At 68.3% G+C, this 23,569-nt stretch carries 15 protein-coding genes and 2 pseudogenes; 6 read left to right on the forward strand and 11 right to left on the reverse strand.

Annotation, left to right across the window (positions count from 1 at the left end; translation table 11 throughout):
- Positions 1 to 115 precede the first annotated feature (115 nt).
- From I847_RS23310 to I847_RS0111240, 4 genes are all read right to left on the reverse strand, one after another.
- A complete protein-coding gene (locus I847_RS23310) occupies positions 116 to 2,632 on the reverse strand; it encodes a glycoside hydrolase family 32 protein (RefSeq protein WP_051274809.1) in 2,517 nt (838 codons plus the stop codon).
- A 121-nt stretch (positions 2,633 to 2,753) separates the two neighbouring features.
- The gene (locus tag I847_RS25670) at positions 2,754 to 3,863 is read right to left on the reverse strand and encodes a PfkB family carbohydrate kinase (protein ID WP_081680798.1); all 1,110 of its coding nucleotides are present in this window, start codon (positions 3,861 to 3,863) and stop codon (positions 2,754 to 2,756) included.
- 163 nt (positions 3,864 to 4,026) lie between these two features.
- The gene (locus tag I847_RS23320; protein ID WP_051274811.1) at positions 4,027 to 4,998 is read right to left on the reverse strand and encodes an aldose 1-epimerase; all 972 of its coding nucleotides are present in this window, start codon (positions 4,996 to 4,998) and stop codon (positions 4,027 to 4,029) included.
- Entirely contained in the window at positions 4,995 to 6,083 is a 1,089-nt protein-coding gene (locus tag I847_RS0111240; protein WP_028049767.1) for a substrate-binding domain-containing protein, read from the reverse strand. Before I847_RS0111240 ends, I847_RS23320 begins: the two co-directional genes overlap by 4 nt.
- A gap of 112 nt (positions 6,084 to 6,195) precedes the next feature.
- Here I847_RS0111240 and I847_RS0111245 point away from each other — a divergent pair, with 112 nt between their 5' ends.
- The 5 genes from I847_RS0111245 (at position 6,196) to I847_RS0111265 (ending at position 11,673) form a co-directional block, all read left to right on the forward strand.
- The gene (locus I847_RS0111245; RefSeq protein ID WP_028049768.1) at positions 6,196 to 7,308 is read left to right on the forward strand and encodes a substrate-binding domain-containing protein; all 1,113 of its coding nucleotides are present in this window, start codon (positions 6,196 to 6,198) and stop codon (positions 7,306 to 7,308) included.
- 267 nt (positions 7,309 to 7,575) lie between these two features.
- Positions 7,576 to 8,688 carry a substrate-binding domain-containing protein gene (locus I847_RS0111250; RefSeq protein WP_034609981.1) on the forward strand — a complete coding sequence of 371 codons (1,113 nt, stop codon included), beginning with the start codon at positions 7,576 to 7,578 and terminating at the stop codon, positions 8,686 to 8,688.
- A gap of 185 nt (positions 8,689 to 8,873) precedes the next feature.
- Positions 8,874 to 9,929: an ABC transporter permease gene (locus tag I847_RS23325; RefSeq protein ID WP_051274812.1), complete on the forward strand. Its 1,056-nt coding sequence runs from the start codon at positions 8,874 to 8,876 to the stop codon at positions 9,927 to 9,929.
- The gene (locus I847_RS0111260; RefSeq protein ID WP_051274813.1) at positions 9,929 to 10,696 is read left to right on the forward strand and encodes an ATP-binding cassette domain-containing protein; all 768 of its coding nucleotides are present in this window, start codon (positions 9,929 to 9,931) and stop codon (positions 10,694 to 10,696) included. Before I847_RS23325 ends, I847_RS0111260 begins: the two co-directional genes overlap by 1 nt.
- Positions 10,697 to 10,752: 56 nt before the next feature.
- Positions 10,753 to 11,673 (forward strand): PfkB family carbohydrate kinase, encoded by a 921-nt coding sequence (locus I847_RS0111265; RefSeq protein ID WP_028049771.1) that lies wholly within the window; start codon positions 10,753 to 10,755, stop codon positions 11,671 to 11,673.
- A 562-nt stretch (positions 11,674 to 12,235) separates the two neighbouring features.
- On the opposite strand, the gene I847_RS25675 is transcribed toward I847_RS0111265, so the two are convergent.
- The 4 genes and pseudogenes from I847_RS25675 to I847_RS23340 all read right to left on the reverse strand — a co-directional run bounded on the left by I847_RS25675 (position 12,236) and on the right by I847_RS23340 (position 20,091).
- Positions 12,236 to 17,119 carry a GH32 C-terminal domain-containing protein gene (locus I847_RS25675; protein ID WP_081680800.1) on the reverse strand — a complete coding sequence of 1,628 codons (4,884 nt, stop codon included), beginning with the start codon at positions 17,117 to 17,119 and terminating at the stop codon, positions 12,236 to 12,238.
- 628 nt (positions 17,120 to 17,747) lie between these two features.
- Complete coding sequence (locus I847_RS27695) at positions 17,748 to 18,128, reverse strand: SDR family oxidoreductase (protein WP_081680814.1); 381 nt, start codon at positions 18,126 to 18,128, stop codon at positions 17,748 to 17,750.
- Positions 18,058 to 18,618, reverse strand: a pseudogene (locus tag I847_RS23335) (HAD family hydrolase); the annotation flags it as partial. The gene I847_RS27695 and the pseudogene I847_RS23335, both read right to left, overlap by 71 nt.
- 57 nt (positions 18,619 to 18,675) lie before the next feature.
- On the reverse strand, positions 18,676 to 20,091 hold the full coding sequence (locus I847_RS23340) for an MFS transporter (protein WP_034609983.1): 1,416 nt from the start codon (positions 20,089 to 20,091) through the stop codon (positions 18,676 to 18,678).
- Between the two features lie 76 nt (positions 20,092 to 20,167).
- On the opposite strand from I847_RS23340, the gene I847_RS27100 reads away from it, so the two are divergent.
- Positions 20,168 to 20,758 carry a TetR/AcrR family transcriptional regulator gene (locus tag I847_RS27100; protein ID WP_231384185.1) on the forward strand — a complete coding sequence of 197 codons (591 nt, stop codon included), beginning with the start codon at positions 20,168 to 20,170 and terminating at the stop codon, positions 20,756 to 20,758.
- A 35-nt stretch (positions 20,759 to 20,793) separates the two neighbouring features.
- On the opposite strand, the gene I847_RS27105 is transcribed toward I847_RS27100, so the two are convergent.
- The 3 genes and pseudogenes from I847_RS27105 to I847_RS0111310 form a co-directional block, all read right to left on the reverse strand.
- A complete protein-coding gene (locus I847_RS27105; RefSeq protein WP_231384190.1) occupies positions 20,794 to 21,498 on the reverse strand; it encodes an enoyl-CoA hydratase/isomerase family protein in 705 nt (234 codons plus the stop codon).
- A pseudogene (locus I847_RS27405) lies at positions 21,450 to 21,716 on the reverse strand (MaoC/PaaZ C-terminal domain-containing protein); the annotation flags it as partial. The pseudogene I847_RS27405 and the gene I847_RS27105, both read right to left, overlap by 49 nt.
- A gap of 128 nt (positions 21,717 to 21,844) precedes the next feature.
- On the reverse strand, positions 21,845 to 23,419 hold the full coding sequence (locus tag I847_RS0111310; RefSeq protein WP_028049773.1) for a CYTH and CHAD domain-containing protein: 1,575 nt from the start codon (positions 23,417 to 23,419) through the stop codon (positions 21,845 to 21,847).
- Between the last annotated feature and the right edge of the window lie 150 nt (positions 23,420 to 23,569).

Raw genomic sequence — 23,569 nt, forward strand, 5'->3', positions numbered from 1 at the left:
CAAGTCAGGTCCTGCGGTCGTGACCACCTTGTGATCTGCGCCGCCTCCGGACGAGCGCGCCCGGATGCGGGGCGGGCTCACTCTGCGTGAGCCCGCCCCGCACGTCAGCCGGGTGTCACCCCAGTGGGGTCACCGTCAGCGAGGTGAGGGTCGCGTCTCCGCCCTTCGCGTAGACCGCCACCCCCTGGCTCGCCAGGTCCGGGTAGATCAGATCGGTGATGACCGACTGCCCTGCGCCGCCGAAGACCTCCACGGACGACCGGTCGACGACCACCGTCAGGCGCACGTGGCCATGGTCGCTCGCCAGCGGTGCCGACTGGACACCGGCGAACGCAGGATGGAACCCGTCCGCGCCGGAGTTCGTCCGGTCGACGAACAGGGAGCCAGCCGATCTGTCGTAGCCGACGACGGTCTTCTGGTCGGCGCCCGACCTCACGTACAGACCGAACTCCTTGGCAGAGCCCACCTGGAAGTCGGCCGTGATCTTGAGAGTGGCGCCGGAGGCCGCCTTCGGCAGCGTGATGACCTGGTCCCGCACCCGGAGGCAGTACCGCGTGTAGGACCGCGCCGTAGCGGCGTCGTTCAGCGTCTTGACCGGGGTCTGGGTCAGACGGAGCTTCCCGTCGATGGTCCGCAGGCCCAGTTCGCGCGGAATGCTCATGGAACCTCTCCACGTGCCGGTCGGCGTCACTCCCGCGTACTGCCAGTTGTTCATCCACGCGACCGAGATCCGGCGCCCGTCCGGGACGTTCGAGAACGTCTGAGCGGCGTAGTTGTCCTTTCCGAAGTCCACCCAGTCATAGTTCGAGAGCGGGTTCGGGACCGGCGCGTCGGCCAGCGTCACCTGGTCGGCCAGGATGTGACCCCAGCCGCTGCTGTTGCGGTCCACGATCTGCAGGGTCGCGGCCTTGCCCTTGAGGTCGCTCACCTTCCAGCTGACCCAGTTCAGGGTCTCGCTGTCGCTACCGGTCGCCGTTCGGACGGTCTGGCCGTCGACCACCAGGTTGACGGTCGTCTCCGTCGAGACGGGGAGGGCAGCGGCGTCGGAGAACATGAACTGATCGGCAGAGACGTGACCCCATCCGCCGGTGTTGGCGTCGTACAGCTCGATCTGCGCCGTGGTCCCGATGAGGTCGGAGACGTCCCAGCTCGCCCAGTTGAGCGTCTCGGACTCGCGACCCGAGGTCGATCGGACCACCTGGCCGTTCACCAGGAGCCGGACGGCCGTGTCCTCGTGAGCCCCTCCACCGACCTGGAAGTTGATGTGCGGCGACGTGATCGCGAACGGCGGCGACGTCAGCGTCCCCGTCCCCTGGTCTCCGCAGGCAGCCGGGTCCGCGTTGTGGAAGCTGTTCGCCACCAGCGCCCCGGTGAAGCCGGAGACTCCTCCCTGGCAGGGAGCGTTGCCCGCCGTGGGTCCGCTCCCCCAGGCGTCTCCGGTGGCCGTCCAAGCACCCCAGTCGGCGTGCTCGAAGTCTTCGAAGACGGTGCCCGTGGGCGGAGTTCCGTCGCCGGCGCCCTGCTCCCGGGGATGGAAGCCGCCGCCGACCAGGAGGTTGACGTAGTCACGGTTGACGGTGAATGCGGGCGACGTGAGCGTCCCCTGAGCGCTGTCGAAGTCGACGAAGCTGTTCACGAGACCGGACCCCTCGTAGCCGCTGACGACGTTCTGCCCGGGCAACGAACCCTGGACGGGACCGGAGCCGAACGCGGTGCCAGTGGTCGACCATCCGTCGGGATAGGTGGCCTGCTCGAAGTCAGCGATCGAGTCCCCCGGCGGCGGGCCAGGGAGGTCCGTCACGACGTTGTCCGCGGTGAACTGGGTGCCATCGAAGTTACCGACGAAGTACTGGGCGCCCGATCCACCGGCGATCGAACCGGGATTGAGATTGACCACCATGACCCACTTGGTGTTCTTCTTCCGACCGTCTACCGGCAGCTCGAAAAGGTCCGGCATCTCCCAGACCCCACCGACAGCATTGGCGGGACCGAAATCGCTCAGGTGGGTCCACGACTTGAGGTTGTCGCTCCGGTAGAGCTGAATCTTGTGCTCGGCGGAAAGCGCTACAGCCATGACCCAGTAGCCCCCCTTGCCGTACCAGAACACCTTGGGGTCACGGAACTCCGTGGAGCCAAGATCGAGCACGGGGTTGCCTTGGTACTTGGTCCACGTCTCGCCCGCGTCGGTGCTGTATGCCAGCGACTGGGCCTGGACGTGCGTCGCCTCGTAGTAGCTGGTGTACACAGCGACGAGCGCGGGGTGAGCTTTCGTCCCGAAGCCCGACGTGTTCTGGCTGTCGACCACCACCGACCCGGAGAAGATCGCCTCGGTGTCCGAGTGGGGGATGGCGACCGGACGCTCCTCCCAGTGGACGAGGTCCGTGCTGACGGCGTGGCCCCAGGACATGTTCCCCCACACCGGGGCCTCGGGATTGTGCTGGAAGAACATGTGGTATTTGCCTTGGTACCACACCGGACCGTTCGGGTCGTTGATCCAGTTCTTCTCGGGTGCGAAGTGCACCTGCGGCCGATAGGGATCAACAGGCTCGGCCGCGTGGGCGGATCCGGCCGCGAGCAATGGAACGGCCAGTGCCAGTGAAGCGATCACGGACGTGATGGCGGACTTTCCCATGAGTCTCCTCGTTAAGATGACATGGAAGGGAAATCGTCTGGTGAGATCCCCGTTGACGACAGATTCGATCCGTTGACGGTGGCAGAACGTCAACCCATAGGTACGGCGTAGTTACCTGCGCTTATCGCTGCTTTTGCGAGGGGAACGTTGGCTGACGCTGCCCCGGCACGACGCGGATTCCGTTCTGCCGAGCCGACGGTCCTTCGAGTGCCGCCGGCAGTGTCCGGGCCGGAGCGGCGGCGCTCGTCCGGGCGATCCCGTGTGCGGCCGCCAGCGCAGCCCCCTCGAGCACGTTCCACAGCGTCGACGTTTCGATGTCGCGAAGCGCACCACGTCGATCGGCGCCCAACAGCTCGGCCTCGCGAAGTCCCTGCAGGACGGTCGCGGTGAACCGGGCCCAGGCGCCCGCTGCGTCGGCGACGGCGGCCGGGCCTCCCGGAACGAGAACCGCACCGCTCTTCGCGACGCCGATCAGCGCCTGCGACTTCAGAGTGACGATCACGACCGACGGCCCGATCCCTGACCACTCTCGGGCAACGTCCACCGGATCGCGGCCGGGAAACAGCAACCGGAGGTCCTCCTCCGCGGTCTTGACGACATCGGAGATCGCGACGACGCGCTCGACACGCTCCCGCACGCCGCCACCCTCCCGCCGCACCGCTGACCGGAGGTTGGCGTCGAAGCTCAGCGACGCGCGGCGTCGTGCCGCGCACAGGGCCGTCTCGACACCATCGGCCACCGGCCCTGGCAGCGACGGGATCGAGTCCGTGTGAACGTGGAACAGCGGTGCGCCGGAGAGCACGGGCGCGAGGTCGAAGGAGTAGATGGAGGGATCGAGCTCGTCGGCGACCGTCGTGGTGGACTGATCGAAGACCATGGCACCCCCGGCTTCTGCGGCCTCGAGCCCATGGGGTGCGACGTGGTTCCGGATCAACGTTCCGTAGGCGTCGGCACCGATCTCCGTCGACAGCGCGACCCTTCTTCCGAGCACGGGCCGCCCAGGAACAGCGCTTCCGGGAGTCGCGAGGTCCTGCCGGACCGCGGGGAACGTCGTCCCACGTCTCGCATTGAGGGAAGTCGACACAGTGCGTGCAACCTCGCTCCACCTTCCGTCTCGCGACCCGTCCACCGACATGAGCGCTCCTCGTCCGAACCGATAGGAGGGCAGCTGGCCCTCCACGAGACCTCGCAGCGGTGCGGGCCAGACAACGTTGTCTGATCGGACATTCATCCAGAATCAGACAACGTTGTCAAGCAGATCGACGGTCGTCGTGGGCATGCGGGCACGGTGGGCAGGCGACGGTGCCCCAGCCGCGCCGGACGGCACCGGTCAAGAAGCGCGCGGGCGTGCGAGACCCGGCTCCGCACGCCGCGAACGACTGTCAGCGGTCAGATCACGGAGCCGTGACGGTCGTGGCGAAGCTGAAGCGCCGGGCAGTCGCCGGCTCGAGGCGGATCGCGGTCGCACAGTCCGGTCGGCCCCATGCATCTGTCATGACCTCGACCGGCTCGATGGCGATCGAAGCGCGGCGGTCCCGATCGAGGGTGTCCCCCGTGAAGACGTGCACCAGCCCTCGCTCCTGGCTCACGGTCAGCCGGACCCCCGACTCGGGGTCCTCGAGCACGGTCCGGATGATGCCGTCATCGTCGGGACGCAACGCCCCGAACGCTGCGTCGATCACGCTACCGCCGAGCGGCTTCCAGCTGACCTCGGCACGCTCCTCGTAGGCGTCGTCGCCCGGAAGGGGGATCAGGGCCTCGTCAGCAAGGATCGCCACCGTGGCCGGGAGCGTCAGGTGCAGGCCGTCGATCACGGTGCGAGACGGGAGGCGGAAGTACGGGTGCCACCCTGCGGCGAACGGTGCCGCCACGTCGCCCACGTTCCGGCCGGTCACCGCCATCTCGAGGGTGTCTGTGGTGAGGCGGTACGACACCTCCACGACGACCTCGTACGGGTAGCCGGTCGCCCGCCCCGTGGCCAGAGCGTCGCAACGGAAGAGGGCAGTCGCCTCGCGCTCCCGCTGCTCGAGCTCGACCAGCACGAACGGCTCCGTGCGGACGAGGCCGTGGTAGATCGTGCGGTCGTGCGCGCCGGGTAGGAGGTCGTGCGTCACGCCGTCGAATGTGTACCGGCCGTCCGCGACCCGGTTGCAGAACGGCGCCATGACACCGTTGCGGACCCCACCCTGGGCTGCCAGCTCCTCCGCGTCTCGGTAGCCGTCAAGGATGTCGGTGACCTGCCCGAGGAGCGGCAGCGTCCAGCTCAGCGGGGTCGCTCCGATCAACGAGATCACCACTTCTGAGTCCGCGGCGACCAGCGTGACGGTGCGCGGGGCCGTGCCGGAGGTGTCGTCTGCGCCGCTCATCCGTCTGCCGCTGCGCCCCGGGTCGCTCCGTGATGCGGTCGGATCTCCCCCGAGCCACGCGTGATCAGCTGCGTCGGGAGGACGATCTGACGGGGCGGCGCGGTATCCCCTTCGAGCCGGGCGAAGACCCGTTCGGCTGCGACGCGGCCGATCGCGGTCGGGTCCTGCGCGACGACGGTCACCGCAGGGTCCATGAGGTCGGCGAGCGGGAAGTCGTCGAACCCCACCAAGGCGACCTCGTGCTGCAGACCGAGGGACCGCAGGGCACGAATGGCGCCGATCGTGACCAGGTTCTGGCTCGTGAACAGCGCCGTCGGAGGGTCTTCCTCGCACAGCAGCCGGTGCACGGCTCTGAATGCGGCGTCGATGTCGTGGAGCCCCTCGCCCAGGAGCCGGTCGTCCGTGGGTACCCCGGCGTCCGCCAACGCCCGCAGGTATCCCGCGCGCCGCTGGCTTGCGGTGGCGATCGTGGGCAGGTCTCCCAGACAGGCGATGCGACGGTGCCCTGCCCGCAGGAGGTGGTTCGTGGCGCCCTTGGCACCCGCGAGGTTGTCGACGAGGACGGTGTCGACGTCGATGCCCACCGGTGGCCGGTCCACCATGACGACAGGCGTCCCGGTCTGGAGCTCAGGATTGAGGTAGTTCTGGTCGACGCCGGACGCCGAGATGATGAGCCCGTCGACCCTTCGGGAGGAGAAGGCCGCGACGAGGTCCTTCTCGCGCTGAGGCTGCTCGTCCGTGCTGGCCGCGAACACCGCCACCCCCCGCTCGGCGGCAACGTCCTCGACGGCACGGTGGATCGCTGCGCAGAAGGGGTTGTCGACGCTTGCCAGGACGAGGCCGACACTGTTGGACCTGCGCACCGAGCGTCGGAGGCTGCCGGCCGTGAAGTCAGGGATGAAGTTCAGCTCGCCAGCCGCCCGCTGTACTCGCTCGATCATCGCTGCCGACACACCAGGCTCCCCGTTGACGACCCGGGAAACGGTCTTGATACCGACGCCAGCCAGAGCTGCGACGTCGCGCATCGTGGCACGCGCACGGATCTCGGTGGCGGCGATTCCGCCGAATTCAGACAACGTTGTCATCCGTAATCATAGCGTGACCTCGCGAGGCTTGACCCGGCCGTTTTGAGGCCGATACATAGAGTGCTGACAACGTTGTCCGCGGCTACGGGCCGCCCTCAAAGGAGCACTCACCATGAGTTCACGCACTTCGCCTTCCCGCCGCCGGTCCGCCAGGAGCTTGGTCGCTCTCGGTGCTGTGGCGATCCTACTTGCCGCTTGCTCGTCGACCGCGAGCCAGGACGCCGAGGCAAGCGCTTCGGCAGCCGTCAAGGACAGGCGCGTTGCGGTGTCTTTGATCGTCAAGACGACGAGCAACCCGTTCTTCATCGCGATGCAGAAGGGCGCCGAAGCTGCCGCCCAGGAGAACGACGTCGATCTGACTTTCGCTGCCGGGCGTGAGGACGGGGACGAGACCGTCCAGATCCAGGCCATCGAGGACGCGATCTCGCGGGGCCAGAACGGCATCCTCATCACCCCGAACGGCCCCGGGGTGCTCGAAGCGCTCGATCGTGCACGGGAGGCCGGACTGTATGTCATCGCCCTGGACACGGCGCCGGATCCCGCCGACGCGGTGGACATCACCTTCGCGACCGACAACTTCGATGCCGGCAAGCGGATCGGGGCCTGGACCGCCTCCCAGCTCGGCGGCAAGAAGGCCGTCATCGCGATGCTGAACCTGTTCGACGACAAGGTCGTCTCGGTCGACTACAACCGCGGCCAGGGGTTCCTCACCGGCATGGGCATCGACACCGCAGACCCGAAGATCAACGGCGACGAGGCCGAGTCCGGCACCTACTCCGGCGGCGAGTACACCATCGTGTGCAACGAAGCCGCCCAGGGCGCCGAAGACGGCGGCACCACCGCCATGGAGACGTGCCTGTCCAAGAACCCCGACATCAACGTCGTCTACACCCTCAACGAGCCCACCGCCTACGGCGCCTTCCAGGCACTGACCGCCGCCGGCAAGACCTCGGACGACGTCCTGATGACCTCCGTCGACGGCGGCTGCGCCGGCGTCGGCTACGTCAAGGACGGCATCATCGACGCCACCTCGCAGCAGTACCCCGTCCGCATGGCTCAAGAGGGAGTCGCAGCCATCGCCACGCTCAACCGCTTCGGGGCGGCCCCGAAGTTGAGCCCGGGGCTCGACTTCTTCGACACCGGCGACGAGCTGGTGACCGACACCCCTGCCGCCGGCATCGAGAGCATCGACACCACCGAGGCCTCCAAGATCTGCTGGGGCTGACCCTGTCGAGGCCCGGCGGCACCGAGAACTCGGCACCGCCGGGCCCCGCGGCCTGACGACCGGGCGGTCCACGGTCCCAAGACTCGGTCCGTCGCTCGCAGCTGTGGATGCACGTCGACCGGACACAGGGCGAGATCACGGACAACGTTGTCAAACCGTGACCTTGCAGTGATGCGTATGGCTTGACCCCACAACCATCCGCCGGGTACAAATTCCCCGACAACGTTGTCAGCGGCTGATCTGCCGCTCATACGAGGAGCCCCCGCCATGAATGCACGTACTCTGCCTCCGCGCCGCCGCGCCGTCTCGAGCCTCCTGGCTCTCGGTGCCACCGCGGCGCTTCTCCTGTCAGCCTGTTCCTCGAACGACACTGCGGAGCCCGCTTCGTCCTCGACCGCCGCGTCGGGCGACGCGGTCCAGGTCTCGCTGATCGTCAAGACGACGAGCAACCCGTTCTTCATCGCGATGCAGAAGGGCGCCGAAGCTGCCGCCCAGGAGAACGACGTCAAGCTGACCTTCGCTGCCGGGCGTGAGGACGGCGACGAGGACACCCAGATCCAGGCCATCGAGAACGCGATCTCGCAGGGTCAGGACGGGATCCTCATCACGCCGAACGGTCCCGCAGTCGTCGACGCGATCGGCAAGGCCCGCGATGCTGGGCTGTTCGTCATCGCCCTGGACACGGCGCCGGATCCCGCCGACGCGGTGGACATCACCTTCGCGACCGACAACTTCGATGCCGGCAAGCGCATCGGGGCCTGGACCGCCTCGCAGCTCGGGGGCAAGAAGGCCGTCATCGCGATGCTGAACCTGTTCGACGACAAGGTCGTCTCGGTCGACTACAACCGCGGCAACGGCTTCCTCACCGGCATGGGCATCGACCCCGCCGACCCCAAGGTCAACGGCGACGAGGCCGAGTCGGGCACCTACTCCGGCGGCGACTACACCGTGGTCTGCAACGAAGCCGCCCAGGGCGCCGAGGACGGCGGCACGACCGCCATGGAGACGTGCCTGTCCAAGAACCCGGACATCAACGTCGTCTACACCCTCAACGAGCCCACCGCCTACGGCGCCTTCCAGGCGCTGACCGCGGCCGGCAAGACCGCAGACGACGTCCTGATGACCTCCATCGACGGCGGCTGCGCCGGCGTCGGCTACGTCAAGCAGGGGATCATCGACGCGACCTCGCAGCAGTACCCCGTCAAGATGGCGCAGGAGGGTGTCGCCGCCATCGCCAAGCTCGCCCGCGGCGGGGAGGCCCCCAAGACCAGCGACGGTCTGGACTTCTACAACACCGGTGTCGCGCTCGTGACCGACAAGCCCGCCGACGGCATCGACAGCATCGACACCACCGAGGCCTCCAAGATCTGCTGGGGCTGACCCAGTCCAGGCCCGACGGCGCCGGAGAACATCGGCACCACTGAGGCCCTGGACCCCCGCTGGGGCTGACCCAGCCGAAGCCCGACGGCGCCGTGGAAACCGGCGCCGTCGGGCCGCTCGACCTCCCACCCCCAGGCCACTCGCCGTGCCCCGCCCGGCGATCGTCCTCAAGGAAAAGCGACGTGATGAGCTACCGAACTGCACCGGCTGCCGAGCCGGCTCCACCTGGCACCCCTTCCAGGACGACCGAGGACCTCCTCAGGAACACGACGACGGGCGAGAGGATCCAATCGGTCCTGCACCGGTACCCGGCTCTGAGCCCTGCGGTGGTTCTGGTTGTCGCGGTTGTCGTCTTCGGGTTTCTCAACGACCGCTTCTGGCGGCCTGAGAACCTCTCGCTGATCACACAGCAGGTCGCGGTGGTCGGTGCGCTCGCCATCGGGCAGACGCTCATCATCCTGACCGCCGGGATCGACCTGTCTGTCGGCGCGATCATGGTGCTGAGCTCGATGGTCATGGCGCAGACCGCCACGAACAACGGCGTCCCGGCCGTCCTCGCGCTCTTGCTCGCCTTGTTCGTCGGGCTGGCCTGCGGCGCACTCAACGGCTTCTTGGTCACGAGATTCAAGCTGCCGCCGTTCATCGTCACGCTCGGCACTCTGAACATCTTCATCGCCTTGACGCTCCTCTACTCCCACGGAGCCACCGTGCGCGGTGGCGAGCTCCCGGGTCTCCTGACCTGGACCGGTTCCTCATTCACGGTCGCCGGCGTACGCGTCACCGCCGGGGTCGTGCTCATGCTGCTGATGTATCTCGTCGCGGCGTATGCGCTGGGTCAGACCGCCTGGGGGCGGCACGTCTACGCCGTCGGTGACGACAAGGAAGCGGCCGGTCTGGCGGGCATCAAGGTGGGCCGGGTCCTCTTCAGCGTCTACCTCGCGGCCGGTGCGACCTTCGCCCTTGCCGGTTGGATCCTCGTGGGACGCATCAACGCTGCGAGCCCGAACGCCGGCGCAGACGCCAACCTCGACTCGATCACTGCCGTGGTCATCGGCGGTGTGAGTCTCTTCGGCGGCCGTGGCGTGATCTGGGGCAGCCTGCTCGGCGCGCTGATCGTGGGCGTCTTCCGCAACGGTCTCTCGCTCGCCGGTGTGGACCAGCTCTACCAGACGCTGACAGTCGGCATCCTCATCATCGTCGCGGTGTCTGTGGACCAGTGGATTCGAAGGGGACGTGCCTGATGGAGACCCGAACGCCTGTGCTGCAGGCCACGAACCTCGTCAAGACCTTCGGGCGCGTGGTCGCCCTCGATGGCGTGGACCTCGAGCTCTACCCGGGTGAGGTCCTGGCCATCATCGGCGACAACGGTGCAGGCAAGTCCTCGCTCATCAAGTGCCTCTCCGGGGCCTACACGCCCGATGCAGGCCAGCTCCTCCTGGACGGGCAGCCCGTGCGCTTCCACGGTGCCCAGGAGGCTCGCGCCGCGGGCATCGAGACGGTCTACCAGACCCTCGCCGTGTCACCGGCGCTCGACATCGCGAGCAACCTCTACCTCGGCCGAGAGGAGCGCAGGCCCGGAGTCCTCGGGTCGGTGTTCCGGATGCTCGACACCAAGGGCATGCGGCAGCGCTCCGAGGAGCAGGTGAAGCGACTGGGGATCACGACGCTCCAGGACACGACCCAAGCGGTCGAGACGCTCTCCGGTGGGCAACGCCAGGCGGTCGCCGTGGCGCGCGCCGCCGCGTTCGGATCGAAGGTCATCATCCTCGACGAACCGACCGCGGCCCTCGGCGTCAGGGAGGGCAACCAGGTCCTTCAGATGATTCGCGACCTTCGGAACCGCGGGCTGCCCGTGATCCTCATCAGCCACAACATGCAGCACGTCTTCGAGGTCGCTGACCGCGTGCACATCCAGCGGCTGGGCCGTCGCGCGGCCGTCGTCACGCCGGAGACGCACTCGGCGGAGGATGCCGTCGCCATCATGACGGGCGCCAAGCAGGCGGCCTGACGCGTGCCGACCGGCCACCGACCTCATCTCGCAACGACGCCTTGGAGACTTCCGTGATGCACGACCCCACCTACCTGGTGGTTGGCGAGTCCGTCGCCGACCTCGTCCGAGCCGCGGACGGCAGGTCGACGATCCACCCCGGTGGAAGTCCGATGAACGTGGCGTTCGGTCTGGGACGGCTGGGTCGCGCGACGACGCTCGTCACACAGCTCGGCGACGACGACAACGGTCGGACCATTCGTTCCCACCTCCTGCGCGCGGGGGTCAGCGTCATCGACACTGGCCCCCGCAACCAGGCGACGCCGACCGCCACAGCGTTCCTCGACGCCTACGGAGCGGCGCGCTACTCCTTCGACATCACGTGGAATCTCACCGGCCCGGCGTCGCCGCCCACCGCGACCCATGTGCACACCGGCTCCATCGCCGCGTACCTGTCCCCCGGCAGCGACGTCGTGGAGGCCATGGTGGCGCAGCTGGTCGGGACGGCGACGGTGAGCTTCGACCCCAACATTCGTCCGGCCCTGATCACGGACCGTGACGACGCCGTGCGACGAACCGCTCGACTGCTCGCGCTGACGGATGTCGTCAAGGCGAGCGACGACGACCTGACCTGGCTCTACCCCGGCGAAGCTCCGGCGAGCGTCGCTCGACGATGGGTCGAGGCTGGACCGACGCTGGTCGTGGTCACGCGCGGAGCGGCGGGCGCAATCGCCGCAACCGCGGACGGGGTGTTCCACATCCCGCCGGTCCGGGCCGACGTCGTCGACACGGTCGGTGCCGGGGACTCGTTCATGGCAGCCGTGCTCGACGGGCTCGGCGGCGAGGGCCTGCTCGGCGCAGGGGCGCGAAGCCGGCTCCGGAACAGCCGAGTCGACCAGCTTCGCCCCATCCTCGAGCGGGCGGCGGCGGCGGCAGCCATCACGGTGTCGCGGGCCGGCGCCGAACCGCCGACAGTCGCGGAGCTTGCCGCCGTCTAGATGAGGGCATCGCGCTGACCTCGGCGGGTCTCCCAGCCCGAACCCGGTCGACGGTGGAAGAGCTGTGGACCTGTTGCGACGAACTCGCCGCCTCGGGCGTGACGGTTGATCTCGTTCCACTGGGGCGACGCCTGGATCGGCGTGCCCATCGAGACTGTCGGCCACGTCGCCTCCCGGTGCCGTCGGGGGAGCATCACGATGCTTCGGGAAGACGCGCATACCCAGAACCGCGCCGTCGGCGACATCGCGCATCTGCCCTGCTGACTCGCAATTCAGGGCCGAGCAGGATCCCTGATCGTGGGAGCGTCGAGCCACGGGCCCGGCCTCGGCCCGCGACCGGTGCGAGCGCGCCGACCTGCCCGTCCACGTCCGCCCATCTGGCAGTGCCGCATCCCGGTCGGGGGACACGTCGGCCTGGGGCTCGCCCGAGCCTGCGCCGGCGGCACGGGTGGTCCACTCGATGTCCGGCCACGCCCGCGTGCGGAGGCGCCCGCCCCGAAAGAGTCGGGACGGGCGCCTCACCGTGCAGCTTGCTTGGTGGGGTGCACCCACACGCGAGCCGCTAGCTGAAGGCGGGCTTCATCTTCCACACCTGCAGTGATGTGACCGTCGCGGCACCGTCCGCGTGGATGGCGAGCCCGTCGGAGTCCGACCGCGAGGGGTACATGCGGGTAGTCAGGCTCTTGGCACCGTTCACGAATGCGTCGAGCTGACTCTTGTCGACGAAGGCCTCGATCGTGATCGGCTTGCCGTTCGCCGCCAGGGGGCCTCCCTGGATGCCCATGTCCTCGCGGCTCGAGACGTTCCCCGACCGAGTGCGGTCGACCTCGATGCGCCCGACCCCGCCCGTCAGGTAGGAGATGCGAGTGCGCTCCTCATCCCCCGGACTCTTGCGGACGTCGAGGCCGAACTTCCCGGCACCGGAGCTGGTCAGCGTCACCTTGACGTGCAGCATGTCCCCGTGGACCCCGGCGAGGGCGGTGTTCGCCGCGGCCACGGTGGTCGGGGCCGTGATGTTCACCAGCGGCGCGGCCGTCTCGTGAAGCACCGACATCTCCGGCAGCGGTGCCACACCCAGGTCGCCGTCCGGCTGGAGGCTCAGCACGACGGGCAGGCCCGCGTTGTGCGCCCAGCCCGAGCTCTTGTGCGCCTCCTCGGTCCGCTGGTCCTGCGTGATGCTGAACAGGACCGTGCGGCCCTTCTCGTCGACCAACCCGCTCGGGCCGGTCCAGTGCTGGCCGTAGTCGAACTCACGCGGCACGGTCGTGTCCGGCGTGAAGGTGCGGCCGGCTGCATCCCAGGTTCCGATCCAGTAGAAGACGTGCTTGACGTTCTCCCCTCCGCTGTCCGAGCCGGGCCGCCACATGGGGTTGATGATGAGCGCGTGCTTCTGCTTGCCCGCGGCGTCGGTCCCCACCGGCAGGAACACCGGCAGCTCCCACACGTCGCCGGTCTTCGGGTACGCGGCCTTGTCTCCGACGAGGAGAGGCCCGGAGTAGGTCCAGTCCTTCGCGTTCGGGGACGTGTAGAGCAGGGCGGTTCCACCCACGGAGGCCCCGCCATCGGTGGCGACCCCGGACGCGACGAGCTGGAACCAGGTGCTGCCCTCCCGCCACACGAACGGGTCGCGGAACTCGCCCGGCTGCACCTTGCGGCCGGCACCGACATTGAGGTCCGGCCTCCAGGACGTGACCACCTGCGGGTCCATCACCCAGTCCTTGAGGTTCGGGTCCGTCGGGTCCTTCGGTCGGGCCACGCCGGTCCGCTGGTTCGGGATGCCCTGTGACTGCAAGCTGTCGTCACCCGCGGTGATGAACAGCAGCGGCATACCGTCCACGTCCTTGAACGCACTGCCGGACCAGACGCCGTCGGGAGCGACGGAGTTCGCGGTGGGCGTGAGCGCCACCGGCTGGTCCTGCCAGCGCACGAAGTCGGGCGACGTCCAGTGTCCCCAGCTCATGTTGTGCCAGTAGGGACCGTGCTGGTTGTGCTGGTAGAAGAGGTGGTACTGGCCGTTGGCGAAGACCGGCGCGTGCGGCTCGTTCATCCAGTGCTCGGGAGCCGTGGCGTGGAACAGCGGACGGTACTTGTCGCCGTCGTACCGGGAACGGTTCGCGGTGAGGTCCGGCAGAGGAACCGTCCCGCCCAGCGCAGCGACTGCTGCCTGGTGCTCGGAGCTGGCGTCCGCGGCCGACAGGGCCACGCTGCGGATCGTCACCTCGTCCATGAGACCCGAGAACATGTCCAGCGCGAAGAGGCCGTTCACGGTCGCCGGCTGGTTGTGCTTGCCCAGCTGGAGCGGCCCCGTCCAGGGCGTGATGTTGGAGCCACGCGGCAGGTTGTCGGCCTGCCCGACGAGGACGCCGTTGCGGTAGATCCGGAGCTGCCCGGCTGCGGGGTCGAAGACCCCAGCGATGTGCTGCCAACGCATGCGCTCGAGCGCACCCTGATCACTCGAGGTCGCCGAGTACCAGGCGCCGTTGACTCCGACCTGGAACGACCACTTGCCGTGTCGGCCCACGCCGAGGAAGAACCCCTGGCGGGCTCCTTCGTCGTGCTTGTCCACGATCGCACTGAGCTTGCCCTCGTCGCCCCACTCGAAGGCGCGAGGGGCGACCCACGCCTCCACCGTGAGCGCACCCTTCGGGGTGGCAAAGGCACTGTCGGGCTTGGTGACCCAGGTCGAGTACCCGTCGAACTCCAAGGACCTGGCGAGACGCTCGTGCGACGCCGGTGCGCTCTGCCACAGCGGAGGGCTGGAAGGCTTGAACTCGGTCGGGTTGTTGAAGATGTAGTCGACACGGTCGTTGCTGCCCGAGACGCTGTCCCGGGCCGTCGTACCGGACGTCTCGTTGAACGACCACTTCGCGATGGCAGCCTCGTTGACCGGGGGCGTCGTCGGGGGCGTCGTCGGTGGCGTCGTCGTGTCGGAGGGCGTCGTCACGTCGTCGAGGTTGATGTGGCCCCAGCCACCGGTCTTCTTGTCCACGACCTGGATGACGAGGGACTTGCCCACGAGGTCAGGTGCATCCCAGGTGACCCGCCGGTACTCCTCCGAGTCGGCACCAGTCGCCATGCGCAGCGGTGCCCCGCCTTCGGCGGGAAGCAGCGCCACGAAGAGGTCCGTAGCGGAGTTCCCTCCGCCGACCAAGAACGAGATCTTGCCGTTGCCCCCCAACGTGAACGCTGAGGACGTGAGTGTTCCGGTTCCTGCGTCGCCCTTGCCCTTGAAGCCCCAGAGGTGGAATGCGCCGGCCTGGCCGAAGCAGCAGCCCCAGCCCCAGCTGGTCTCCGAGGTCACCCCGCCCTGGAAGGCGTCACCGGTGGCGGTCCACCCTTGCAGGGTGCCCGTCTCGAAGCTGGGGTTCACAATCGTGGCAGGGCCCCCCGTTCCGCCTCCGCCCCCGCCGTCGTCCGGAGTGCCCTCGACGACGACGGCATCGAGGTTGATGTGACCGAAGCCTGCCGTCGACTTGTCCACGGCTTGGATCGCGAGGCGCTTGCCGAGGAACGGCTTGGTGTCCCACGTGACCGTGCGGTAGGCCTCCGAGTCCGCCCCCGATGCCTTGAGCAGCTCGGCGCCGGTCGCGACGTCGATGAGCGCGACGTAGGTCTGCGCGCTGCCGCCGCCGCCGACGCGGAAGCTGAGCCGGCCGCTGCTGGCGGGAAGGAAGGTGCTGGAGGTCAGGGTGCCGGTGCCGGCGTCCCCGCCCTCGTTGAAGCCCCACATGTGGAACGTGCCGGTCTTGCCGATCGTGCCGCCCCAGTACGTGTCGGTCTCGGTCACGTCGCCCTTGCTGAAGGCATTCCCGGTGGTCGTCCACCCGGACAGGTCACCCGACTCGAAGCTGGGGTTCTTGATGGGGTCGCTCGGTGGGATCGGGGGTGTCGGAGTGGGGGTCGGAGTGGGGGTTGGCTCGGGAGTCGTCGTCTTGTTCCAGGTGCTGTTGATCTTGTACAGCTTGAGCGACTCGAGCGTGACGGAGCCGTTGTTCGCGTAGACCCGGATGCCCTGACTGGCCGGCGCGCTGTTGAAGTTCTCGTTGTCGGTCCAGGACACGACGCCGTCGTTGCCGAACGCCTCGAGCTGGCCGCGGTCGACCAGGACCCGCAGCTTGATCTTGTTGCCCACAGGCTCCATGGGGAATCCGGCCAACGTCTTGTGTGCCCAGTCGTAGCCGATGGCTGCGTCGCGCGAGCCGTCGGCCCGTCGGTGCAGCTCGAAGCCGAAGTCCGTCGCCGTGGCGCCCGTGAGGTCGAAGGTCGCCTCCATCTCGTAGGTGTCCGCGGAGACCCCCTTCAGCGGGTTGCTGGCGGGATCGGGCGTGATCGTGGCCGGTCCGAAGGTCTGGACCGGCTCGCGGATCCCGGCGATCTCGGGGACCGGGTTGCGCGTGATCCGCACTCCTGCCGGAAGCGTCTTCAGCGCCAGGTCTGCCGGGAACGAGGCGTTGCCCGTCCAGACGGATCCGTGGTTGCCCGGCTGCCAGAACATCTGCACGACCCGTCCACCGGGAAGCTGGTTGAACGTCTGCCCCCCGTACACGGTGCCGCCGAAGCCTGCGTTGCCGGCGTCCATGCGCTGCGGTGCCGCCCAACCCGGGTCGGGAACGAACACGCCGTTGCTGTTGAGCTGCCCGAGGACGTAGTCGCTGCTCGCGTCCTGGAGGACCCACTTGACGTTGCCCGTGTTGCCGTCGACCGGAAGCGGGTACAGGTCCGGGCACTCGTAGAACCAGTCGCTCCGGTACTCACCGCGGAGGGTCCACGAGAGCAGATCGGTCGAGCTGTAGAAGTTGGCGTGGCGGCCGCCCTCGTCGGAGAAGAGCGTCATGCCCCAGCGGTTTCGTGCTGCGTCCCAGAACACCTTCGGATCGCGAGACCCGGGAGCGGTCGTGATGACCTTCGCTCCGCCGTTGTACATCTGGAACGTCTTGGCGCCGTCGGTGCTGTACGCGATGGAGACGCCATCGGTGTTCGTGTACAGGATGATCGGGTCGTCGTCGCCCTTCTTCAGGCCGGTGACGTTCCCGGTGTCGACCCAGCCCGTGCCCGAGAACAGAGTCGCGTTGTGCACACCAGGCTCGAGGGCGATGGGCTGCTGCTTCCAGTGCACGAGATCCGTGCTGGTGGCGTGTCCCCAGTGCATGGTGTCCCAGTTCAACCCGTGGGGGTTGTGCTGGAAGAACAGGTGATAGGTGCCCCGGTAGTAGAGCGGTGCGTTGATGTCGTTCATCCAGCCGCCCTGGGGGCTGAAGTGGAACTGGCCGCGGAACGGCTCGTCGTACGCCGTCGCTGCATACGGATACTCCGGATAGTCCGCGGCGGTCCCGGCGTGGGCGGCCACGGCCGGGATCGTCAGGATTGCCGCCGACAAGGCGGTGGTGATGGCGGCCAGCGTGGCTGTCGCCCTTTTTGACAAGCGTGGATGAGCGATTTTGGTCATGGGATTCCCCTGGAATCGTCGGTCTGCTGAAGCGGAGGGTGGTTGCTGGCGGCCGGGCTTGCCTTGAGAAGGGTTCAAGGACGAACCGCTCGGCGACGAGTGGTCACGCAGCGGGGACGCCCGCCCGGGCGTCAGGCCGAGTGCGCGCGCCCTCTGTCTGAGGGGTCAGCACGCTGCAGTCGAACGTCTCACCGACACCCACCCGGTGGGCCACGGTCCGGCTTCGCTGCCGACCATGACTCGCACCGCCTGCCTGGCTGTCAGCGAGCGACGCGGATCTCACCCCCTCGGCGTCGATGGCGATGGTGTCTTGTCACAGTGGTCTCCCATGACAACGTTGTCGCGGCTACGCTAACGACACCGTGACAACGTTGTCAATCAAGGCAACCGACATTCAGTTGCGCTGGGCTTCTCGGGATCCGTGGGCCGCTCACGATCGGCGTCGACGCCGTCGCTTGGGCGACGGGTCCAGGACCGGCTCGGCGCGCAGGTCGTCGTGGCCCGGAACAGCCAGGCCGGACCGGAGGGGCGATGGGCCCCCGATCCGGGCGTCGGCTGCCATCGACCACACGTCGAGCGCCGTTCAAGCCCGAGCACCTGGTCGAGCCGGACACCTCGTCGGGACGAATCAGTCAATGCTCAAGGCCATTGCCGCGAGGCCGCCATCGACATTTATGGTCTGACCAGTGACGTACGACGCATCGCCGCTGGTCAGGAAGCGAACGCAAGCAGCAACCTCATGCAGACTGGCGGGTCGTCCCATTGGTACCCCACGGCGAACGGAACTCTCGAAGTGCGCGAGCTCCCGTGTCAGGTCCGTCTCGACGAGGCCCGGCGCGACCGCGTTCACCGTGACGCCACGACGCGCGACCTCGACGGCAAGCGATCGGGTGAGACCCCCGAGCCCCGCCTTCGACGGGGGCGGACTGCGAGTCGGTGAAGTGGATCGCTCGCCAGTCGGCCGCTTGCGCTCCCGCGCAGTTCTTGGCGAGGTCGTCGACGAGCACACATTCGCCCGGGCGTACGCCGGCCCGCCGCGCCGCCAGCTCGAACATCTCGCGGTCAGGCTTCCGCCTCCCGACCTCGAACGAGAGGACGACCTGGTCAAACAGCTCGTCGACATCGACCATCCGACGCCAGTGCGCGTCCCACGTCGGGACCATGTTCGAGAGCATGCCGACCTTCACGCCGGCACGACGGGCATCGAGGAGTGCGTCCACCCAGACCGTGTTCGTCGGGCGGTCGTCGAACCAGACGTCGGCCAGGGTGTCCAGCCGATCAAGCGCCCCATCCAGTTCCGCCGACACCTGCCGAAGCCAGTCCTTCTCGCTGACCATCGGGGTGTCGAGCGGCTCGAGCGGGTCACTGACGCCGTATCTTCCGCAGACAACCGCCATCGCAGCGAACAGGTCCTTCTGCTCGATCCGGTGCTTGGCGCAGAACACCGCCAAGGATTCGTCGATCGGCGGCGTGAGGACGCCACCGAAGTCCGACCACACGAATGTCGGGGAGGGTCGGTCTGGGTCGCGCCCGCCGATCCCGGCGGTCGACGATCGCTACGCTTTGACGAGCTGCTCCCCGGCTGGCGCGGCGGGCACCGAACCGCGGGTCCGCGGGACGACGATGACAACCACGACTGCGCCGACGACGCCGACGGCGGCCCCGATCGTCGTGGCGGCGGACATTCCGTCCGACGTTGCCGCTGCTGCTGCGCTGCCCATGATCGCGATCCCGAACGCCCCACCGAACTGCATGGCGACGTCGGCAACCGCGGAACCCGCACCCGACTGCTCAGCCGGCGTCGCGGCCAGGATGGAGTCCACCGAGGGTGGCGCACCGAATCCGATGCCGAGCCCCATCAGTCCGAGTGCGATCAACACCTGAGTGCTGGACGGGGAATCCCCGACGGCGAGAACGGCCATCGACGCCGCCACGAGGAGGGGGCCGAACATCGACACGGGGCCGAGCCCGAATCGCTGGACGAGTCGCGGCACGATCGGCGCCGCCAATACGGCGGTGCAGATTGCCAGCATGTGCAGGCCGGCCTCGAGGGGCGAGTACCCGAGGCTGAATTGCAGGTACTGCGTCACGATGAACAGACCACCGAAGACGCAGAAGAAGACGGTCGCGATGGTCACCAACGGCCCGCCGAAACGGCGGTCCTCGAACACCGCGCGGCTGAGCATGGGTCGACTCGTCCGCCGCTCCCACAAAATGAATGCCGCGAACAGAATTGCCCCGACCACGATCGATCCGAGAACGGCCGGAGAGAGGAGACGCCATTCCGGCGCCTGGATGATGCCGAAGACGATCAGAAGCGGTCCGGCGAACGAAAGGACAAGACCGACGACGTCCAGCCCGCCAGCGCGCACCCCCCGCGACTCCGGGATGATGATCCGACCAGCAACGATCGCGATCAGCACCACCGGAATGTTGATCAGAAAGACGGACCCCCACCAGAAGTGCTCAAGAAGCGCACCGCCGACGATCGGACCGAGCGGAATGCCGAGCGACGACATGCCCACCCAGATTCCCATCGCCTTCGCTCGCTCGCCGGCCGGGAAGACGTGACGGATCAGCGACAGGGTGGCCGGCATGATGGAGGCTGCGCCGAGGCCCATCACCGCGCGAGACGAGATGAGCGCGGCTGGGCTCCACGCAGATGCCGCCGCGCACGAGCCGATGAGGAAGACGACGAGGCCGAGGATGAATCCTCTGCGTCGCCCGAACCGATCGATCATCGCGCCCGCGAAAAGAAGGGGCGCGGCGAATGCGAGCGAATAGGCGGCGACGACCCATTGGAGCTGTACGGGACTCGTGCCGAGCTGGTTCTCGATGGACGGCAGCGCGATCGTGACGATCAGCGTGTCGAGACCGGTGAGGATGATCGACAGGCACATGACGGCGAGGATCGCCCATCGTCGCGGATGGCCGACGGAGGCGTAGTCGTCGACGCCATTCTCGGAGGTCACTGATATGGTTGACATTGTCAACAAGATAGCGAATCAGGTTGACACCGTCAACGTCGACGTCGGGTAGGTTCGCATGGTGGAAGGCAGAGGAAGCACCCGCACGGCGTTGCTGACGGCCGCCAGCGAGCTGCTGACCCAGGGCGGTCCGGACGCCGTGACGTTGCGCGACGTCGGCGCCATGTCGGGAGTGTCGCGAACAGCGCCCTACCGCCATTTTCGCGACAAGGACGACCTGCTCAGCGCGGTCGCCGCCGAGAATCTGGTGTTCATCGGCAACGCGATGCGGGAGGCCGCTGCCGATGCTGCTGGGGGCGGGAGCCCGCTGCAACGGGCCTGTGTCGGGTACATCCGGGCCGCGGCGGAGCGCCCGGCGCACTACCGCCTCGTGTTCGGCGACTTCGAGATCAACAACCCGAGCCCTGCCCTGGAGCAAGCCGCCGACGACTGCGTGACGCTTCTCTACGAGCTGGTCGCCAACGATCAAGGGACCGGGCTTCCGACCTCCGGGGACGTGCGCGACCTCGCGGCGATGATCTGGGCGACCATCCACGGCCTGGTCGATCTGACGCTCGCCGGACACCTGCGCGAACCCCGGATGGTGAACGGTACAGACGCTGCCCCCCGGCTGGTCGGCCTGATGTTGCAGAGACTTTCCTCGACCGCCTGACGTGAGAGCTGCAGCCGAACGAGTAGCGCACGCCATCAGCGGAAGGCCGGGACGTCGCCACTGCGTCGCGCCACGAGCGCAGCCGCCATGTCATCCGTCAGAAGGCCCTCGGCAAAGATGCGGTGCTCTTCACGCATGTGATCAGCGAGGTCGTTCGACCAGGCCGTACGGACCAGCCGTGTGGCCGCGGCGACCGAATGCCGAGGACCGTGACTCAGGTCCTTGGCGAGTCGAAGGGCACTCTCCTGCAGGTCGGCGGCAGGAACGAGCTCCGTCGCGAGCCCCTCCACCAGCGCACGCTGACCGCGGATGATCGGCTGCTCGAGGAGCAAGGACAATGCCTTGGACGGTCCGACCGTGCGCGGCAGCAGCCAGCTCATCCCACCGTCGGTGGAGGCAGGGAGCGATCCGTAGGCGAAGTGGAGCCGCGTCCGCTCGCTCACGACGCGCAGGTCGCACGCCAGCACCAGCGAGAAGCCGGCACCGGCCGCCTGTCCGTTGACCGCCGCGATGACCGGGATAGGCAGCGCCCGGAGCGAGAGGATCACGGATGCGAGCGTCCCGGTCCGTTCAGCGCAGTACGCTCGCGCCTCGTGCTCGCTGCCTGCGACAGCGTCCTCGAACTCGTCGAGCGCGCCGCCGAGCGAGAAATCCTTGCCGGAACCAGGCCGCCGCCGATCGCCGTGACGTCGACGATCGTGCCCTCGCCGCGAACCCTCGCTCCGGCGCGCACCGGCGATTTGACGCGCACCCGGCCGAGTCCTGCGCTCAGGATCAGGTCCGCGCTGGGCACCGACAGGAGCCGCCCGACGAACACGGGCACGAGCGACAGGGTCAGGGCGCCGTGCGCGATGGTCGTGCCGAACGAACCTTCTTCTCGCGCCCGCTGCTCGTCGACATGGATCCACTGGTGATCGCCCGTGACGTCGGCGAACGATCGGATGCGCTCCCGCGAGACTGTCTGCCACTCTGTGACGCCGAGCTACCTGCTCCACGCTCCTGGCAACCCAGGGTCGCGAACGGGCGCGACCACGCTCGACCTCTATCCGCCCGTGGCAGGCCCACCCCGGGTCTTGGTGGAGCTCGTCAGCGCAGCCAGCGACGCAGGCGCTTCCTGCTGGCTCGTGCCCACACGGCCGGCAGCTGTTCCTCGGTCTCGCGGCCACGAGCTTCCTCCAGGGCGTGCAGTCGCCCGTAGGTGAAGGCAGCGCTCGGGTCGGTCGTCGTCTCGGCGAGCTCGCGCAGGCGTTCGCGCAGCACGACGGAGTCCTGATGCTGACCGAGGAGCTCCTGGGTGCTCTCCATCGCGGCGGCGAAGGCCCGTGCGTCAGAGCCGAACGCGTCGCTGGCAAGTTCCGCCGCGTAGCGAGTCCGCTTGGCGGCCTTGCGCGCGTCGTGGAGCAGCTCGGCGCGCTCCTGCGAACCGGTGGCTGCTGCGGCCTGCTTCACGAGTCGTCGCACACCGGCGTACTCGTGTGCGACACCCCGACGGAGCTCCTTCCTGGCCGGTCTGCGGCCGCGCTTCGTGACGGGCGGGGCGTGCATGAAGGTCTCGAGGGCGTCAAGGAGCTGGTCGTACCGCTGGCCGTCGAGCTCGAGGAGCAGCGCATCACGCGCAGCGGCGTACGCGGACCCCAGCTGCGCCTCGGCCTCGGCCTCGGAAGGGTCTGAGGAGAGCCGGACGTGCGCCGATCCGTCCTGCAGGACGCCGAGAACTCGCTCGCGCATCACTTCCGCGTCGCGGACCTCACCCAGGATGCCGGCTAGCCATTTGAGCTCGTCGCGCAACGGCCCCACGACCTCCGGGCCGAACGAGGGCCGGAACGTCGCCAGAGCGCTGCGCAAGCGCCGGGTCGCGACGCGCATCTTGTGCACGCTGCCCGGCGCGCCCATCCGGACCAGGATGTCCTGTGCCCGCAGCTGCTCGAGCTGGTCACCGACGTAGGCCAGCGCGACGTCACTCGTCGACGACTTCGCAGATCGGCGCGGGCCCCTGGTGCGGTCGGCGTCCGGCGTGACCTCGTCAACCTGCAGGACCCGGGCGATCTTCGACGTGTGCGGCGCCACCGTCAGCCCTCGCGCGCCCAGCTGTGCAGCGACCGGGGCCAGGACCTCCTCACCCCCGTCGAGCACCTCGATCTCGATCTCCCGCCAGGCGACCTCCGGCCCCCTTGCGTCCCCCGACCCGCCGAGCGGTAGGACACGTCGGGCGGCGACCCGGTCGTCCGCCAGCTCGAGCAACGCCCGATCGGTGGCATCGAAGAGCTGGTGCACCGTGCGCTCCGTGGTGATCGTCGCGACGGGGACGAGCGGGTCGCCGTGCGTTCGGGCCCGGACCAGCCGTTGCAGCCGCTGCGGGACGGCGCCACCAGCACGCCCGGCAGGCAGGCGGACCTCAGCACGCTCCGACCCCTCCCCGGGGAGCTTCAGGTGCCACCCGGCGTCCTTCCCGCCGACCCGGCGACGGAGGGTGAGGTGGTGGCGTGCGAGACCGAGGTCTGCAGTGTCGTAGTAGGTGGCGCGCAGGACATGATGCTCGGGCTCCCCCTGCGTCAGCCGTTGACCGTCGTTCGTCGGCCCCGCCAGCTCGACCAGGCTCGGCACCTCCACACCGGGCCCGACGGAGAACTTCAGCTCGACCTCGCGATGCACCTCCACCATGGTCCTGTCCTACCTCAGGACCTCAGACTTCGCTCACGCGGGTGGCACTCATCTGATGGCGATCCGGGTCCCCGAACGGGAGTCGAATCGGGTGAGTTCGAGGCAAAACGGAGGGCCCAGACCGGCGCTTCTGCTGGCCAGGGGCCCTGC

Origin of the sequence: Cellulomonas sp. URHD0024 (genome assembly GCF_000426185.1) — a bacterium.
Classification (GTDB): Bacteria; Actinomycetota; Actinomycetes; order Actinomycetales; family Cellulomonadaceae; genus Cellulomonas.

Excerpts from the sequence above, each read along its gene's own strand:
- I847_RS23310 (WP_051274809.1), bottom strand. The coding sequence starts at position 2,632 with ATGGGAAAGTCCGCCATCACGTCCGTGATCGCTTCACTGGCACTGGCC.
- I847_RS25670 (WP_081680798.1), bottom strand. The coding sequence starts at position 3,863 with ATGAATGTCCGATCAGACAACGTTGTCTGGCCCGCACCGCTGCGAGGT.
- I847_RS23320 (WP_051274811.1), bottom strand. The coding sequence starts at position 4,998 with ATGAGCGGCGCAGACGACACCTCCGGCACGGCCCCGCGCACCGTCACG.
- I847_RS0111240 (WP_028049767.1), bottom strand. The coding sequence starts at position 6,083 with ATGACAACGTTGTCTGAATTCGGCGGAATCGCCGCCACCGAGATCCGT.
- I847_RS0111245 (WP_028049768.1), top strand. The coding sequence starts at position 6,196 with ATGAGTTCACGCACTTCGCCTTCCCGCCGCCGGTCCGCCAGGAGCTTG.
- I847_RS0111250 (WP_034609981.1), top strand. The coding sequence starts at position 7,576 with ATGAATGCACGTACTCTGCCTCCGCGCCGCCGCGCCGTCTCGAGCCTC.
- I847_RS23325 (WP_051274812.1), top strand. The coding sequence starts at position 8,874 with ATGAGCTACCGAACTGCACCGGCTGCCGAGCCGGCTCCACCTGGCACC.
- I847_RS0111260 (WP_051274813.1), top strand. The coding sequence starts at position 9,929 with ATGGAGACCCGAACGCCTGTGCTGCAGGCCACGAACCTCGTCAAGACC.
- I847_RS0111265 (WP_028049771.1), top strand. The coding sequence starts at position 10,753 with ATGCACGACCCCACCTACCTGGTGGTTGGCGAGTCCGTCGCCGACCTC.
- I847_RS25675 (WP_081680800.1), bottom strand. The coding sequence starts at position 17,119 with ATGACCAAAATCGCTCATCCACGCTTGTCAAAAAGGGCGACAGCCACG.
- I847_RS0111310 (WP_028049773.1), bottom strand. The coding sequence starts at position 23,419 with ATGGTGGAGGTGCATCGCGAGGTCGAGCTGAAGTTCTCCGTCGGGCCC.